Below are 16,896 nucleotides of genomic sequence, written 5' to 3'. Positions count from 1 at the left end.
GCGTTTAAAAAACGATCCATTTGGATCGTTTTTTTATATACAAAAAAGTTCACGCTCTTAGCACGTGAACTTTTTTGTTTCATCACATATGATTTAACCGCATTAAGAAAAACTCGAGCACAAGTTTTTTATCCATTTTTCCCGTTTTCATACTATAATCAGCTTCCGCTAATTCCATTATCACTTTTTTTAATTCTTCAAAAGAGAAAAACTTCGTTTGATTCATCGCTAATTTTACACGATATGGATGCACACCAATATGAGACGCGATTTGATTTTGGCCGTAACCACGCTGCTGTAACTCTTTCACTTGATGCAGTAAACGGAATTGACTTACTAATAACGCAAGCAATTTAATAGGTTCCTCCTGCTGCGTAAATAATCCATCCAAAATTTGCATCGCACCCGCGATATCTTTTTTTACCACTTTTTCTGTCAAAGCAAACACATTTTGTTCAACTGATTTTGGCACAAGCTCTGCAACGAGTTTCGGTGTAATGTCTCCGCCCATACCGACATATAACGTTAACTTGTCCATTTCCTTCGCCAACATCGTTACATTACTTCCCACAAGCTCTAACAACAAACTAACAGCCGCATGATCAATATGCACATGCACTTCATCTGCCCGAGCAACAATCCACTTCTGAACATCCTGCACTTGCATTGCATTCGCTTCTACTACATCCGCTGTTTTCTTTAATAGTTTTGTAATTTTTTTTCGTTCATCCAGCTTTTCGTAAGGCGCAACAAAAACAAGAATAGAAAAGGGAGAAGGTTCCCCGATATATTCTTCTAAAATTTTTATATTTTGTTCTAACTTTTCTTTTTGTGAAGTTAAAAAGAGTGGTGATTTTATTAATAACACTTTACGTTCTCCGAAAAAAGGAAGTGTGCGTGCATCCTCAACCACATCTTCTAAATACGCTTCTTCTAAATCATATGTCACAACATTAAACTCGCGATCTTCCTCTTCAAGCGCTTCTGTTGTAATAAGCTTTATCGTTTCATTTATAAAAAACGCTTCCGTCCCATACAGTAAATACAACGGAGCAAACTGCTTTTTTTTAATCTTTTTATGTATATCACTCATACTTTTTCCTACTCCCTAACTTGGCAATATATATTTATACTAATGCCCTAGCTTTTGTTTTACAAGTACAAAGGAACAGGCAATATAACCCGTCCCTTTATTTATATTAAACGCCACGCAATAAGCCCCGGGTTTCTTATTGGTGTGCGGTAATCACCTTCCCTTTATTATTCGCAATAAAAATTCGAGTATAAGTGCCAACTGTTAACATGCTTGGAAACAAAAATTCACATTACTTCATGATCTAAAAGTAGTAAAAACGCTCTATTTCTCCTCACATGGAAATTGTAGATTTTTTTCTGACAATATTTTATACTAAAGTGGAATGTTGGGGAGGGATTCTAAATGAATGATTTTGAACAAAACGTTCAAAGTAAACGCAATGACGCTATTGATTCAGGGGTAGGATTTATCGTCTCATTTGGTTTTTTCGCAACACTTTTCATCATTGCAACTGTTATTAAATTTATCGGTTCTTAAAGACTGCTGCTTACTGGCAGTCTTTTTTATCTATTATGTGTTTCATCATATGTGATTTTGCTGCGAAAGGTTCCGTTTTCCCCTTTAAAAACATAGGAGATAGCCCCTTGCTTATCCGTACGCCATATTTCAATCCCCCTCTTCTTAAAACGCTCTATAACGTCCTTATGAGGGTGCCCATACCTATTACGCTCACCGGCAGAAATAACCGCTATATTAGGCTGTACGACGCTCAGAAAAGTTGTTGTAGATGACGTATTACTCCCATGATGAGCAACCTTTAAAACATCCGCTCGCAACTCTGGATACGTAGCTACTAAAAACTTCTCACCTTCTTCTTCTAAATCACCTGTAAACAACCACGTTAGTCCTCCTAATTTTGCCAACATTACAATTGAAGCGTTATTTTCACTTTCTTTTCTAAAGCCTGTTTCTTTACTATTTTTTCTAATTCCGCATCTTGTTCCTTTCGGCCAAATACAACTTCTTTTACGGTTATATTTGATAATAACTGTTGCGCAGCACCTATATGATCCGCATCTCCATGCGTTATAATTAATTTATCGATCTTTTTAATACCTTCCTTTTGTAAATAAGGAATCAAAATATCATTTCCGACAGAAAATTCATGCTTTTTACGTTGCCATTCTTCCTTGTTTGGACGAATTGTTCCACCAGTATCAATAAGGTAAATCTCTTGATCATACGGGAGACGAATTAATATTGCATCTCCCTGTCCAACATCGAGAAAGGTAACACTCCCACTTTCTCGAAAATACGGATATACATAATGGCATGTACTAATAAAAAGAAATACACCCGCAGATATAAACAGAATCCCCTTCGTCATGCGCCTTTCCCAAACCACCAATATACTAATAATACTCACGCAATATAGGGCTACAAGAAGTATAGGTGTTTGCCCGAAATTAAGACGGGTAAATGGTAAGTTTTCGCAATAACTTAAAAAATCATTAGAAAGATTCAAACCTATTGATAGTACATTCCCAAGCCTTTTTGCAAGAAACGGAATGATCGGTATACATATCAAAATAACAATACTGCACGGCAATACAACGAGAGATAAAAACGGAACGTATAGGATATTTAAGAAAATACTATATGGAGAAAAATAACCGAAGTGATATAACAAAATCGGAGTACTAACGAGCTGTGAAATGAAAGAAATATAAATAGAATTTTGAATTACTCCATTACCACTCTCTAGTAAAAGCGGGGCAGATAAAAGTAAAGCAAAACTACCGACGAAAGAAAACTGAAAACCAATATTAAACACGAGATATGGATCAAATATAAGCATACATATAGCTGTTATACTTAAAGCATCTAAGCTAGATAAACGAATAGAACACATAAAAGCAATTAACATGAAAACTCCTGTTATAGAAGCTCTTATAACAGATGGTGACGCTCCTGCTAAAATCATATATAGAGGAATGCAGAAGATAAGACATACTGTTGCTACCTCCCTTGTCACACCGCTTCTTAGCAAAATAAAATACACGATTACCATTAACAATACGATATGCGATCCTGAAATCGCCAACAAATGCACGAGACCGAATTGTTGATATTGCTCTTCAACTTCAAATGTCATTTGTTGTCTATCACCAAATACTAATGCATTCATAAAAGCACCTGATTGTTCTGGAAACATTTCTGCAACTTCTGAGATTGCTTGTTGCCTCAAAAGAAGAATCCATTGCACGAGTGACAACGATGTTTTATGGCATTCAGAAATATATGTAGCGTCCAATATGAAATGAATATTTTGCTTATATAAATAATCACGATAATTAAACCCATGGAAATTCCGAGCTATTTGTGGTTCTTTCCTCTCACCTTCGAATACACATGATACTCCTGCATGTAATTGTCGCATCTGTTTCTTTTCCAAAGCTGATTTCATTTTGTAACTTAACTGCACTATATTTTTATTCTGATCTTCAATTTGAAACGAGAGGCGATCTCCATTAATAAGAGGTGTATTATGTATCACTCCTCTTGTAGCTTCATAGGACTCTCCCAGAGGCTTGTTTTGCCCTTGAACATACGTGGTGTACATAGCGCCACTTAAACACGCTATCATACAATAAAAGAAGGTTTTACGCGAAGTACGATATAAACAAAAGAAAACATTTAGAGCGAGACAACAAATTAGCAATACAACTGAAGAGGAGAAGGCAATTGCAATCCCTATTATAAATGAGATTGCAACATAGCCCCATTGTCCTTGCAACTCATACCCACTCCTTATAGCATCATTTTTGCTTTCGTGAATACATGCTGTAATTCTTCCATTGATAAGTTCTCTTTTTCTAAAGATGCAAATAGTTCTTTTAACTCCATATGACGTTTTTGATCCTCTAATGCTGCAATATCATATTCTAGCGGAACGTGTTTCACCGTTACATTCGCTTTTTCAAATAACTCTACGGCATACGGATGATTTTTATAATCCTGTGCATAATAAACTGCTGTAATACCACTTTGAATAATCGCCTTACAACATTGTAAACAAGGAAAATGCGTAACATAAATTTCCGCTTCCTCCGTTTTCACGCCAAATTTTGCACACTGTAATAAAGCATTCATTTCTGCATGAATTGTACGAACACAATGATTATCAATAACGTAGCATCCATCATCTATACAATGTACGCCACCTTTAATTGAACCATTATATCCACCAGCAATAATTCGTTTATCACGAACAATTGTCGCTCCTACTGCAAGCCTTGTACATGTACTACGTAAAGATAACAAATGGCTTTGCGTCATAAAATATTGATCCCATGAAATTCGTTCCATATTCTTCACCTACTTTTTTGTCTACTTGTAGTGTATCGAATGAAGAAAAACTTCGTCAATCTTTTACGGAATAATAATTTGATCTTTTATTTTCTCCAAAGACTTCACACCAATCCCATCAATCTCTAACAAATCTTCTATTTTTTGAAACGGACCATGTTCCTCTCGATATTTCAAAATACTTTCTGCTTTCCGAGAACCAATACCTGTAATTTTTTCAAGTTGTTCTTTAGAAGCTGCATTTATTTGAACTTTTCCCTCTCCCTTTGAAACAGCAGCTACCTCTTGCACTTGTTCGTTTTTATTCGGTACATAAAGAAGCATTTGGTCTTGTACCATTTGCGCTAAATTTACCTTCATCCTATCTGCCTCAGGCAAAAAACCACCTGCTTTTTCAATGGCATCCTTGACCCGGTCCCCTTCTTTCATTTCATACACCCCCTCTTTAACAACAGCCCCTTTCATATCAATTACAATTATTTTTTTCTGCTGCTTTGTATCCGATATTTTCGGTTTACTTTTCTTCTCTATATCTTTCGCTTGAACATCCGTTGCAATAGCTGATTGCTCTGTATGCTCGTTCGTTTTCCAGAAAAGAAGAAAAAGCACAGTTCCAATAATAGCTGCTAATCCTAACCATTTCTTTGGAAAATCCCACATCATTTTTCACCTCTAATCATAAATTTATAACATCATTCATATTGTTTAGGAGAAAGCTGTTACGAAGGAGGGATGAAACATTGAACATAGGAATTATAGGGACAGGAAACATGGGGAATATACTAATCGATGCATTTTTAGAAACCCGTGCTACCAAACCTTCGTGCCTTACGATCATTAATCGAACGCCCGCCAAAGCATATCATATAAAGGAAAAATACCCTTCTGTTCATATAGCCAAAACTATTGATGAGGTAATCGAACGATCGCATCTTATTTTTATTTGTGTAAAGCCGATAGATATATACCCAATCTTACAAAAATACGCCGAACATTTTTCTGATGAAAAGTGCTTAGTTTCTATCACAAGTCCAATATCTCCATCACAATTAGAGACACTTGTACCTTGCCATGTTGCTCGTATTATTCCGAGCATTACAAACCGCGCCCTATCCGGCGCATCACTATTTACATTTGGAAGTAACTGCTCTGAAGAATGGCAACAAAAACTATTTCGCTTATTCAAAAACATTTCTACTCCCCTTGTAATAGAAGAAGATATAACGCGCGTTTCATCTGATATAGCAAGCTGCGGCCCTGCATTCTTTAGTTATTTATTACAATGTTTCATTAATGCTGCTGTAGATAAAACAAATATTACACATGAAGAAGCCACTACTTTAGTAAGTGAAATGGTCGTTGGAATGGGGAAACTACTCGAAAAGGGAATTTTCACATTGCCTACTTTACAAGAAAAAGTATGTGTGAAAGGCGGCGTTACAGGAGAAGGTATTCGGGTTTTAGAAGAACATGTTGGAGATATGTTTCATAAATTAATCGAGCGGACACACGAGAAATTTGATGAAGATTTAAAATGCGTTGATCAGCAATTCAATAAACACACATAATAAATACGTCATCGTCATTCCAAATCCTTTTTATAAATACTTAATTTTTCACATTACATTTTTACTTAAACTAGCATTTTCACCATTCACGTATGTCATTTTCTTATTATCCTAGAACTAAAATTACAGCTTCTTCATAAAACAAAAGCAACCTTCTCGGTTGCTTTTGTTTTATCCGTTTTTCTTCGCCATGAAGAAAATACGCTCTGTTTGTTCTGTAACTTCAAGTCGCTCAAAGTCACCAGTTACACGAAGCACTGTAAAACCAGCTTCTTCAAGCCATTTCGTTAACTCTTCAACCGGATATGCACGTTGTACGTGACATTCGTCAAAACGATGGTACACATCTTCTTCTGGGTCTTGAACAAAGAATGTTAAATCATGTTCTACACTGTTTGAATCTTCACCAGGGAAGCAATTCCAAATAAGAGATATTTCTTCTCCATTCACTGTGTATGTTTCATTTTGAAATACATGATGTATTTTATATAAAGAATGTACATCAAATAAAAACAAACCATCTTGACGTAAATGATGAAACACTCTTCGGAATGTTTCTTGCACTCCATCTTCTTGCAATACATAGTTTAATGAATCACAAAAGATAGTTACACAGTCAAACTCACCTGGAACATCAAGCTCCCGCATATCTTGTTGGTAAAAAGGAATAAAATATCCTGCCTCGCCTAGTTTTTGCTGTGCGACTGCTAACATTTCTTCCGAAAGATCGACACCGATTACATCGTAACCCTTTTGTACAAGCGGAAGCGTTACATTACCAGTACCGCATGCTACATCAAGAATCTTCGCCTCTTTCATATCCGCTTGCTGCAAGCTTTCCTCTGTGAATTCCACCCATTTATTATAAGGGACATCATTCATTAGTTCATCGTACAGCAACGCAAATTGCTCGTAGTTCATTGGCCTAACTCTTCTGTAATATCTTCACGTGGCACATCGCCCCATAGACGCTCTAAATTATAGTGATTACGCTCATCTTTATGGAATACATGAGCAACTACATCTCCAAGGTCAACTAATACCCAGCGAGCTTCGTCAAAACCTTCCATACGTTGTACGTCGATTTGGAACTCGTGTGCTTTCGCTTTAATTTCACGTGCAATTGCTTGCACTTGCTTATCTGAGTTACCGTGACAAATAATGAAATAATCTGCAATTGGTGAAATACCTTGCATATTTAGGACAACCATATCTTCTGCTCTCTTATCATCAGCTGCTTTTGCTGCTAATACTAATAAATCTTTATCTTTCATTTACTCATTTCCTCCTTGATAACTGCATTGTATGTTTGGAATGTTAATGGATAAATCGTTTGATCTTTTTCCATTAAAAATTGAATTGTTCTCTTTAGCGCAAATAATAAAGCTTGATCTATATCCGTATATGCGAGTTTACGAGCTTCCTCCACCCCTGGAAACTTTCGCCCAGGCTCAATGTAATCAGCTACATAAATTACTTTATCTAACATCGTCATTTTCTCATGACCACTTGTATGATATGTAATAGCTTGCAGGATTTCAGGATCTGTAATACCTACTTCTTTTTCTACTAAGTATGCCCCAACAGGTGCATGCCATAACTCTTTGTTATAACAAAGTAAATCTTTCGGCAAACCTTCACTTTTAATGATCTCTTCCATCTCTGAAATCGCCCTACACTTCGCATAATCATGGAATATAGCTGCAACTTCAGCCTTTTTTTCATCCACACCGTATAATTTAGCAAGTTCAATTGCCGTCTCCATTACACCAATTGTGTGTATATAACGTTTTTCATGCATTTGTTGTTTCACAATATGAAGTGCTTCCTCACGATTCATACAACCCATTCCTCTCGATATATACCTGTACTTTTTCAGGAAGTAAATATTTGCATGTTTTCTTCTCTTTATATCTCTCACGTAATAAAGATGAAGAAACTGCAAACTCCGGAATTTCCACAGTGGTGATAGGATAAGGTGTATGCAATGTATAACCCGGTCTTGCAACCCCAACAAACGTTACAAGATCAAGTAACGCTTCAATGTTATACCACTTCGGTAAATACTCAACCATATCTCCACCAATAATAAAGTGAAACTGCACATCCGGATGCTTCTTCGTTAATTGTAGCATAGTGTCATACGTATAAGATGGGCCCTTCCTGCTTAGCTCTTCTAAACAAATAGAAAAATGTTCCTCTTCCTCAGTCGCAAGTTCTAACATTTGTAAGCGACTTTCTACACTTGTAATATTCCGCCCTTGTTTATGCGGCGGAATTTGGTTCGGTAAGAACCATACTTCTTCTAAATTCAAAGCATGATATACTTCATTTGCAATGAGCAAATGTCCATAATGTGGCGGATCAAATGTACCGCCAATGATGCCAACTTTTCTCAAAAGAAACGCCCCTTCCTTTTACATACAGCAACTCTCTTCATTGCCATCCGAAGAGAGTTTACTGTTAATAAAAGTTCAATTGGTTTCGATCTCTACACCATTACTAGTGATAAAAATAGCATATGCTATTTTTATCGAGGAAGTTTAATTTGCTTGTTTTCTCTTGATTCTTTGTATAAAACAATTGTGCTTCCAATTACTTGAACGATTTCCGCACGTGCACCTTTTGCAAGTTCTTCCGCAACTTCACGGCGATCGAATTCACAGTTTTGTAGCACACTTACTTTAAATAGCTCACGAGCTTCTAAAGTATCTGCGATTTGTTTAATCATATTTTCATTTACTCCGCCTTTTCCTACTTGAAAAATTGGTGTTAAATGATGTGCCTGTGCACGTAAAAATCTTTTTTGTTTTCCTGTTAACATATATGTTAGCCTCCAAGCTTTCTTATAACTAATTGTTTCATTCGTTCGATATTTGGCGTGCGCCCTGTCCACATTTCAAATGCAAGCGCTCCTTGATAAACAAACATATCAATACCATTTTGAATCATTGCACCTTGCTCTTTCGCCTCACATAAAATTTTCGTTTCAAATGGATTATAAATTATATCTGATACAATCGTTCCCTTTTTCAACGAAGAAATTTGTAACGGCGTATGTTCGACACGTGGATGCATACCTATTGTTGTCGTCTGAATGATAATATCATAATTCTCTTGTTCTTCTGTTGCTTTCTCTAACGATAAAGCAACAGAATGAACAGTAGCCGTACATGCAGCAATAAGTTCTTTCGCCTTATCTACTGTACGATTCGCTACATCAATCTCTTTCACACCTACATCAGCAAGTGAAAAATAAATAGCTCGACTAGCACCACCTGCGCCAAGCAATAAAATACGTTTCTCTTGAAGTGGTTCACTACTAATTGACTGTAGCGCTCGGACAAAACCAATTCCATCTGTATTGTAGCCAATCAATTTCCCATCCTTATGAACCACCGTATTTACTGCACCAATTTGTTTTGCTAGCGGGTCAATCTCATCCAAATAATCCATAATCGCAACTTTGTGCGGAGTTGTTACATTAAATCCTGAAATACCTAACGCTTTTAAACCTCTTACTGCTTCCCCTAGCACTTCCTCTTTAACAAGAAAAGCATGATAATGGGCATCCATATTCAAGTGTTCAAATGCATCGTTATGCATAACGGGTGATAATGAATGTCCAATTGGATTTCCGATTACACCATATAATTGTTTCATAAATCCCTCTCCATATTAAATTAAAGATTTACGCAATGAAACACTTACTCCTTTTGGTACGTGTGCAACAATTTTTGCTCCAGGTTCGTTCACAGTAACCCATCCTAATCCAGAGAATACAACATCCGTTTTTGGTTCACGAATATTAAACTCGTATTTCACTAGCTCTGGCATATTTTCTAATTCTTCTGGTGTTGGCGGGCTTAGTAAATCCCCTGCATGATTTTTATACAATTCATCTGCTTTCTCAAGCTTTGTACGATGGATTGTTAAACGATTTGAGAAGTGACAAGTAAATGCACGACGACCGCCACTTACGTAATCAAAACGTGCCAATCCGCTAAAGAACAATGTTTGTTCTTCATTTAATTGGAACACCATCGGCTTAATTTCTTTTGTTGGTGTAATAAGCTTTAAGCTTTGTTTTCCAACATAATGAGCCATTTGATGGTGGTTAATAATACCTGGTGTATCATATAAAGAAGATTCTTCGTCTAACGGAATATCAATTAAATCAAGCGTTGTTCCTGGAAAATGAGATGTTGTAATTACATTTTCAGTCTCATCACTAAATTCTTTAATCATTCGATTAATAAATGTTGATTTCCCTACATTTGTACATCCAACAACGTAAACATCTTTTCCGCCGCGGTAATACTCAATCGCATCTGCCAGCTCAGCAATCCCTTGTCCCTTCGCTGCACTAATTAAAAAGACATCTTCTGGCTTTAATCCTAGCTGCTTTGCACTATAGCGCATCCAATGCTTTACTTTATCATGTTTTACTGACTTAGGAATTAAATCAGCTTTATTCCCAACAAGTAATACTTTATTATTTCCCACGAAACGATGTAAGCCAGGTAACCAGCTACCATTAAAGTCGAAAATATCTACAATTTTAACTACTAACGCATCCGATTTTCCAATACCGTTTAGAATACGTAGGAAATCATCATCTGTTAATGAGACATCTTGAATTTCGTTATAATGTTTCAATCGAAAACAGCGTTGACAAATGACTTGTTCTTTTTCTAAAGATGAGGCAGGAGCATATCCCACTTCATTTTTATCTTCTGTTTGAATTTCTACACCGCAACCAATACATTTAATTGTTTCAGTCAAACTTTATTCCTCCCAGTTAATTAAACCTTTTTTCTTCATGTTTCTCATAATTCTTCGTTCAATTTTTCGATTAAAGCGCGTTACTAATCCGTCTGTTTGTGCTACTGGTACAACTAAAATTGTATGCAGTCCAACTCGGTTTCCACCTAGCACATCTGTCAGTAACTGATCCCCAATTACTACAACTTCATCTGGTTGCAACTGCATCTCTCGTATCGCACGCTTAAACGCACGAACAAATGGCTTACGCGCACTATGAATAAATGGAATGCCTAATGGATCAGCAAAATCTTTCACTCGTTGCTCATTATTATTTGAAACGACCGTTACTTGAATGCCTTGCTCTTTCATTTTCAAAAACCATTCTTCAAGTTGTGGCGTTGCATTTGGACGATCCCATTCAATTAAAGTGTTATCTAAATCAGTAATAACACCTTTAATTCCACGTTTTTTCAAATCTTCTGGTTGAACATGATATACATTTTTCACATATTCATTTGGTAAAAATAGTTTCAATTTCTTTCACCTCTTTGAGGAGTTTTCATAAAAATTTTTCGACAACATATTTCGATATATGGCCTGTGGATAAAATTGTACACATTTTCCACATTAATTTTTCGGTTAATTTGGAATTTACTAACAATCTATACACATTTTATCCACCTAGGTATGTGGATAACCACCCGTTTGTGACTGTCATATTTTTTTGGTACATTAAATGCAACAACGAATCAATCCTTATATTATTAGGAGGTGACTCACCTTGAAAACAAAACATATGGAACAGTTATCTACTGAGTTACTCACTGAGTCTTATTATAAAGCAAAAGAACTAAAATTAAATCCCGACTTCATTTTACTTATAAAACAAGAAATTATTAGACGCTCATTAGAGGACAAGCTCGTCAAATCGTCTTGATTACATATAAAGTGAAGTTTTAAGTAACTAACTTGTAAAAAGAGCCATCCTGCGATGGCTCTCGAATAAACAAGTACTCCCATCTAGGGAATTTCATCATTACGCATCTTTGTCCATAAATCTTGCTTACAGTTATAAAATCTTTTTTACTTATGAGCCAATCGAGTAGCAATCTTTTCACCAAGGCGAAGCTCTTGTCCACTCTTCAATTCTTGCACTACTTCTATCATATCTTTTTCAAACAATAACACAACTGTTGAACCGAATGTAAAGTATGCCATTTCTTCACCTTTTTGAACAGTGTCTCTTTCATGCAGCAGCTCAATACTATTTACAAACATAGCTCCTACTTTTACAAGCGCCATATGTTCACCGTCACTATTCACTTCTGTAACGGAGCGATAGTTTTTTGACAATGGTTCTTTCCCGTATTCCATACCAGCTGCATTTACCGGATATGATTTTCTACCGAGTACAAACCTTTCAGTCACAGAACCAGAAAGCGGACTATGAATACGATGATAATGACTTGGGCTTAAATAAATAACCATATATGTACCACCTGCATATCGCTGTGCACGTTCTTCATTACCTAGCATATCCACAATCGAATAACGCTTGCCTTTAATATCAAATGTTTTTGTGTCCTCAATAGGACCGTGATCAGCAAAAACACCATCAACAGGACTAACGATACTCGATGCATCTGTATCAATACTACGCTTTCCTTCTTTTAGCTTACGTGTAAATAATTCATGCAATGTTCTATATTCCTTCAAACCCTTTTCCATCTCATCTTGATTAATTTGAAATACTTTCGCATACGATGGAATAATGATAGAGCTCAAACGAGATTGTGCAAATTTACGTAATATATAAGAAGTAAAACGACCATTTGTAAGTTCGATCATAAGTCGATATAATGTACGTCGCAAATTGCGGAACCTCCTAATCAGTCTATAACTTTAGCTTCCCCTTCTTTTCCTTCTATATCATATGTAAAATTAGTTCTTATTCCCACATATCATATAGAACCGCCATATTATACATGCAGAAAACTAAGTACGGTATCATTCTTAAATTGTTTAGCACCTTCTAATATTACAGATAGAATCCATCATTTTCAACAGTGAACATGGATTTCTTCTGAACACAACTCTTTTTCTTTCCTTATTTCCAAAAAGAAAAGCAGCCCATTTTAAAATACGGCTGCTTGTAATGTACATTATTCTTTTGCTTTTTTCTCTTTCTCTGCTCTTACAAATTCATGGAACATTTTCATTAAAGCGCGCTTTTCAATTCTTGATACGTAGCTTCTGGAAATACCAAGTGCCTTCGCAATCTCTCGTTGCGTCTTCTCCTTATCAAGCCCCAGTCCAAAACGCTTCACGATTACTTCTTTCTCTCGTTCGTCTAAAATATCGATATACTCTTTAATCTTTTCTAACTCCATACTAAGCTGGATCATATCAATTACATCTTCAGACTCTGATTTTAATATATCAATAAGCGATATTTCATTCCCCTCTTTATCTTGCCCGATTGGATCATGAAGTGAAACGTCCTTTTTCGTTTTCTTTAATACACGTAAATGCATCAAAATTTCATTTTCAATACAGCGTGCTGCGTACGTTGCAAGTTTCGTTCCTTTTCCTGCCGAATAGCTCTCGATTGCTTTAATGAGCCCGATTGTACCAATTGAAATTAAATCTTCTGCATCTTCCCCTGTATTTTCAAATTTTTTAACGATATGAGCTACAAGCCGTAAATTATGTTCAATTAACAGATTCCTCGCTTGAGCATCACCTTGCTCCATTAACTCTAAGTACTTTCTCTCATCGTCTGATGATAATGGCTGCGGAAACGCATTGTTCTTCACATAAGAAACAAAAACAAACACTTCTCGAACCATATATCCAATTGCGGCGAATAGACTCAAACCTTTCACCTCCGCCAAAATAGTGGTCTTTACTAAGTGTATGTGGGCATGAGGTTGTTTGTGTCTGTACGATATCATTCCCGTATGTTTTTAAGCATAATAATTGTCTCATAAAGCTTCACTACGTATACTTAAACAAAAGATTGGAGAGTGGAATATGAAATATTTCATTTCCCTCTTGTACCTGAGTAGCTTGTAAGAGATGAACTCCTTGTACGCTCTTGCAAGCTACTTGTACTACAAGGAGGGATTACAAATATGAAATTTGAAAGAACACGTGCTTATACAAGACACCAACGTCAACGTACAATGCGTCGAAAAATGAATATTGCAAAACACGCATGGGGATATACTCCTGAAATTGCCGGTATTTTTGCAAAAGGAAAAGTTCACTGTTCTTGTGGAATGTGTACAATAAAGTGGAGAACAGAAGGACCGCCTGCTAGTGTACAGAAGTGGTTATATAAAATTGATACATACGAAGAATAATCGTTCTTTCTAAAAAAGGTCTTCTCTCGAAGACCTTTTTCCCTATTTAAAAGTTTATTTACTCCAAATTTTCTCCCCAGTATGCGCATCAATATAACGAATTTCTCGACTACAGTCGAAGGATTCTTTATGATTTTCATCCGTTGTTTGTTTATACAATAGTTCGTAATTTGTTTCCTCTACCTCATTTTCTAAAAACCATTCTAAATGAACTCGCATGGCCCCTCTGTATATTTCTAACGCTTTTTCCTTTGTTACTTTTGGTGTTGTTTCGTATGTGAGCAATTCTTTTATAAAATTGCTAGACTCTCCAGAGTAGTGCATCACAGCACCATTCTCTGTATTAATATTAATCATAATATATTTTCCCTCTACTTGAATGTCATTTACATATATTGAAAAGGAAAATCTCTCAATTCCATCTTCCTTTTCATAATTATCCCAAATTTGAACATAATTGGTTGTACCTGGAATAATATGCTCCAAAAATTGAAGTGCTTTGTCTAAACATTGGTCTCTAGATAAGAGCGTTTTCCTTTCTCGCTCATCCTTCCACATTAAACAGGAAAGTAATTGATTTGTTTCTTTATCTAAAGTAATTACAACGAAGTTATCATGTTTCAATATCGGGGAATACTTTTTATAGAATGCCTCCATTGAATATGCATCTTTCTCTTTTCTTTCTTTTTGTAATTCTTTCTCCAGTACAAATCTCATCTGAATTTCATACCTATCCTCTTTTTCATCTACTTTTATAAATTTTTCTTTATCCCAATCTAATAAATCGAGCACATCTTTTCTTTCACTGTTTTTTATCGCTTTAACAACTGGTACTGTAGAAGCTATTCTATAGTGATCTGGCCCAAACAAATCTTTGCCTGTACTTGCTTTAATAAACGCATGGCTAGGATCTGGTTCATATACAAGACGGTACCCTTTTACTTCTTCCCCGTTTTCATCCTCACATGAAGAGTATGTTAAATCTACAAATACAAGTCTCATATCTTGTCTAGCTTTCAAATTTTCTAAAACGACGTTCTCCTCAACAATTTCACTTGGCCATGATGGTTTTTTCTCTATAGCTTTTTGTCCATTGTAATGGAAATTCACAACATTCCCTGAAGAGTGAACTTGCACAACATATCCTGTATTTGGCAATGGATAGCCATTTACTTCTTGCATATAATTTACTTCTTTCCAACCGCGCCTGTCATCCTTAACAGTTACATATGTATAAAATTCATATCCTTCTTTTGTATATTTTTTTAAGAATATATTTGCAATCTCTCTTGCTTTATTCTCCTCTATCGCTTCCTCACCGCTCGAAAAAGCTTTTTCATCCTCTATCCTAAAGTCAATTAAACTACCAGTATTTCTATTCAACGTAATCCGTATTGTTCTCTCCTCATTCGCTTTATGTTCCCACCATAATAGATGATATGGGTCATCCACACCATCTTGATCATCTACAACAAGCCTATAATCATCTGGAATTTTAATAATATGAGCCACTTGCTCTTTTCTTTCTTTATCTTTTTGATTCATCATACCGCTCTCTTTATTACAATTTAAGGTAATTATAACAAACTCAACCAAAAAAATATAAACAAAAAAGACTAGAGATATCTCTAGTCTTCTACTTCGTTTCACGATGTAACGTTACTCGCTTTAATCGTGGACAATATTTTTTTAGTTCGATGCGCTCTGGATTGTTTCGTTTATTTTTTTTAGAAATATAATTACGATCACCGCACTCCGTACAAGCTAGTGTAATATTTACACGCATATGTAATTCTCCTTTCTTTTAAAGATCGCAAACTAAATCGTAATGATTACGATTTATATATTATATAACTTCATTCTATTTGTCAATTGCAAAAAAAGACAAAAAGCTGAAACAATTAGTTCATACGAAATTCACACGAATCTATTACTATAGAAACTGTACATAGTGAACTTATTAACAATCACGTTTATTCATATAGAATTTTTAATCGAAAGGAGTTGAAAGTATGAAAACTAAATATCGCTTTATGATTTCATCATTTGCTGCTTGCGCTTATATGCTTTGGTATTTAGTATAATAACAACCTCACTTGTAAATAGGAAAAGGTGTGTATATAAATGGAATATAATCAATCAACAGTTAACTACTGGAAAGCTTTTGTACTACCATATACATTTGCTTTAGAAGAGTTAAAAACTAAATTTGAAATTATGAACCGGGAAGCCCAATTTTTAGAGGATTACAACCCGTTTGAACATATAAAAACAAGATTAAAACAACCTGAAAGTATTATTAAAAAACTTGAGCGTAAAAATTTATTACCGACAGTTGAAAATGCGCAAACGCATTTACAAGACATCATCGGCATTCGTATTACATGTTGCTTCGTAGAAGATATCTATCATTTAAAAAATGTCATTCAAAAACGTGAAGATATGGAAATCATAGAAGTAAAAGATTATATCGCTAATCCAAAACAAAATGGCTATAAAAGTTTACACATGATTATCAAATACCCTTTATCACTAAATTCTGGTACAAAAGAAGTCTTTGCAGAAATTCAATTACGTACGCTTGCAATGGACTTTTGGGCAAGTTTAGAACATAAACTTTATTATAAATATGAGGGAAAAATACCTGAGTATTTAAAAGATGAACTACATGATGCAGCAATGAAAGCTGAAGATCTCGATAATAAAATGGCAACCATTCGCCAAGATATTGATGATATCGAAGCATGCTCAAATCAAATTATGTTACCACTATAAAAAAAGGTTCTCGCCA

Annotated in this window: 20 protein-coding genes and 1 pseudogene; 5 read left to right on the top strand and 16 right to left on the bottom strand. The window is 35.5% G+C overall.

Features of this window, described 5'->3' with window-relative positions; translation table 11 throughout:
• Nucleotides 1-82: 82 nt before the first annotated feature.
• Nucleotides 83-1,093, bottom strand: a complete 1,011-nt coding sequence (gene holA / locus RCJ96_RS02895) for a DNA polymerase III subunit delta (protein WP_001279918.1) — start codon at nt 1,091-1,093, stop codon at nt 83-85.
• Nucleotides 1,094-1,438: 345 nt separating this feature from the next.
• Here holA and RCJ96_RS02890 point away from each other — a divergent pair, with 345 nt between their 5' ends.
• A complete protein-coding gene (locus RCJ96_RS02890; RefSeq protein ID WP_000997609.1) occupies nt 1,439-1,573 on the top strand; it encodes a YqzM family protein in 135 nt (44 codons plus the stop codon).
• A 26-nt stretch (nt 1,574-1,599) separates the two neighbouring features.
• On the opposite strand, the pseudogene RCJ96_RS02885 reads toward RCJ96_RS02890, so the two are convergent.
• The 3 genes and pseudogenes from RCJ96_RS02885 to RCJ96_RS02875 all read right to left on the bottom strand — a co-directional run bounded on the left by RCJ96_RS02885 (nt 1,600) and on the right by RCJ96_RS02875 (nt 5,068).
• Nucleotides 1,600-3,833, bottom strand: a pseudogene (locus RCJ96_RS02885) (DNA internalization-related competence protein ComEC/Rec2).
• Between the two features lie 14 nt (nt 3,834-3,847).
• Nucleotides 3,848-4,405 (bottom strand): ComE operon protein 2, encoded by a 558-nt coding sequence (locus RCJ96_RS02880; RefSeq protein WP_000439783.1) that lies wholly within the window; start codon nt 4,403-4,405, stop codon nt 3,848-3,850.
• A gap of 63 nt (nt 4,406-4,468) precedes the next feature.
• Nucleotides 4,469-5,068: a helix-hairpin-helix domain-containing protein gene (locus RCJ96_RS02875; protein ID WP_074607057.1), complete on the bottom strand. Its 600-nt coding sequence runs from the start codon at nt 5,066-5,068 to the stop codon at nt 4,469-4,471.
• A gap of 77 nt (nt 5,069-5,145) precedes the next feature.
• On the opposite strand from RCJ96_RS02875, the gene comER reads away from it, so the two are divergent.
• Nucleotides 5,146-5,973 (top strand): late competence protein ComER, encoded by an 828-nt coding sequence (comER, locus tag RCJ96_RS02870; RefSeq protein WP_061132138.1) that lies wholly within the window; start codon nt 5,146-5,148, stop codon nt 5,971-5,973.
• 171 nt (nt 5,974-6,144) lie between these two features.
• On the opposite strand, the gene RCJ96_RS02865 is transcribed toward comER, so the two are convergent.
• From RCJ96_RS02865 to RCJ96_RS02830, 8 genes are all read right to left on the bottom strand, one after another.
• The gene (locus RCJ96_RS02865; protein ID WP_074607060.1) at nt 6,145-6,894 is read right to left on the bottom strand and encodes a class I SAM-dependent DNA methyltransferase; all 750 of its coding nucleotides are present in this window, start codon (nt 6,892-6,894) and stop codon (nt 6,145-6,147) included.
• Nucleotides 6,891-7,247 carry a ribosome silencing factor gene (gene rsfS / locus RCJ96_RS02860; RefSeq protein WP_000653200.1) on the bottom strand — a complete coding sequence of 119 codons (357 nt, stop codon included), beginning with the start codon at nt 7,245-7,247 and terminating at the stop codon, nt 6,891-6,893. Before rsfS ends, RCJ96_RS02865 begins: the two co-directional genes overlap by 4 nt.
• The gene (yqeK, locus tag RCJ96_RS02855; RefSeq protein WP_001078246.1) at nt 7,244-7,813 is read right to left on the bottom strand and encodes a bis(5'-nucleosyl)-tetraphosphatase (symmetrical) YqeK; all 570 of its coding nucleotides are present in this window, start codon (nt 7,811-7,813) and stop codon (nt 7,244-7,246) included. Before yqeK ends, rsfS begins: the two co-directional genes overlap by 4 nt.
• Nucleotides 7,803-8,372: a nicotinate-nucleotide adenylyltransferase gene (nadD, locus tag RCJ96_RS02850; protein WP_001233255.1), complete on the bottom strand. Its 570-nt coding sequence runs from the start codon at nt 8,370-8,372 to the stop codon at nt 7,803-7,805. Before nadD ends, yqeK begins: the two co-directional genes overlap by 11 nt.
• Nucleotides 8,373-8,503: 131 nt before the next feature.
• Nucleotides 8,504-8,797 carry a ribosome assembly RNA-binding protein YhbY gene (gene yhbY, locus RCJ96_RS02845; RefSeq protein WP_000955224.1) on the bottom strand — a complete coding sequence of 98 codons (294 nt, stop codon included), beginning with the start codon at nt 8,795-8,797 and terminating at the stop codon, nt 8,504-8,506.
• A gap of 5 nt (nt 8,798-8,802) precedes the next feature.
• Nucleotides 8,803-9,636, bottom strand: coding sequence for a shikimate dehydrogenase (gene aroE / locus RCJ96_RS02840; protein ID WP_074607062.1), 834 nt, complete (start codon nt 9,634-9,636; stop codon nt 8,803-8,805).
• Nucleotides 9,637-9,651: 15 nt separating this feature from the next.
• Entirely contained in the window at nt 9,652-10,758 is a 1,107-nt protein-coding gene (gene yqeH / locus RCJ96_RS02835) for a ribosome biogenesis GTPase YqeH (protein WP_000140795.1), read from the bottom strand.
• A gap of 3 nt (nt 10,759-10,761) precedes the next feature.
• Nucleotides 10,762-11,274: a YqeG family HAD IIIA-type phosphatase gene (locus tag RCJ96_RS02830; RefSeq protein ID WP_000765311.1), complete on the bottom strand. Its 513-nt coding sequence runs from the start codon at nt 11,272-11,274 to the stop codon at nt 10,762-10,764.
• 247 nt (nt 11,275-11,521) lie between these two features.
• Here RCJ96_RS02830 and sda point away from each other — a divergent pair, with 247 nt between their 5' ends.
• Nucleotides 11,522-11,677, top strand: a complete 156-nt coding sequence (sda, locus tag RCJ96_RS02825) for a sporulation histidine kinase inhibitor Sda (protein WP_000850094.1) — start codon at nt 11,522-11,524, stop codon at nt 11,675-11,677.
• 146 nt (nt 11,678-11,823) lie between these two features.
• Here sda and RCJ96_RS02820 read toward each other — a convergent pair whose 3' ends face one another.
• A complete protein-coding gene (locus RCJ96_RS02820; RefSeq protein ID WP_001254997.1) occupies nt 11,824-12,612 on the bottom strand; it encodes a phosphatidylserine decarboxylase in 789 nt (262 codons plus the stop codon).
• Between the two features lie 290 nt (nt 12,613-12,902).
• Entirely contained in the window at nt 12,903-13,616 is a 714-nt protein-coding gene (sigK, locus tag RCJ96_RS02815) for an RNA polymerase sporulation sigma factor SigK (protein WP_000051382.1), read from the bottom strand.
• 258 nt (nt 13,617-13,874) lie between these two features.
• On the opposite strand from sigK, the gene RCJ96_RS02810 reads away from it, so the two are divergent.
• Nucleotides 13,875-14,105: a hypothetical protein gene (locus tag RCJ96_RS02810; protein ID WP_000667453.1), complete on the top strand. Its 231-nt coding sequence runs from the start codon at nt 13,875-13,877 to the stop codon at nt 14,103-14,105.
• Between the two features lie 54 nt (nt 14,106-14,159).
• Here the strand turns inward: RCJ96_RS02810 and RCJ96_RS02805 are convergent, their stop codons facing one another.
• Both RCJ96_RS02805 and rpmG read right to left on the bottom strand, forming a co-directional pair.
• A complete protein-coding gene (locus RCJ96_RS02805; RefSeq protein WP_316149226.1) occupies nt 14,160-15,653 on the bottom strand; it encodes a YcdB/YcdC domain-containing protein in 1,494 nt (497 codons plus the stop codon).
• An 88-nt stretch (nt 15,654-15,741) separates the two neighbouring features.
• Nucleotides 15,742-15,891, bottom strand: a complete 150-nt coding sequence (gene rpmG, locus RCJ96_RS02800) for a 50S ribosomal protein L33 (RefSeq protein WP_001265617.1) — start codon at nt 15,889-15,891, stop codon at nt 15,742-15,744.
• Between the two features lie 338 nt (nt 15,892-16,229).
• Here rpmG and RCJ96_RS02795 point away from each other — a divergent pair, with 338 nt between their 5' ends.
• Complete coding sequence (locus RCJ96_RS02795) at nt 16,230-16,880, top strand: GTP pyrophosphokinase (RefSeq protein ID WP_000456225.1); 651 nt, start codon at nt 16,230-16,232, stop codon at nt 16,878-16,880.
• Nucleotides 16,881-16,896 lie beyond the last annotated feature (16 nt).

The organism is Bacillus sp. BSL6 (genome assembly GCF_052928345.1).
This window is presented reverse-complemented; position numbering and strand designations above follow the sequence as displayed.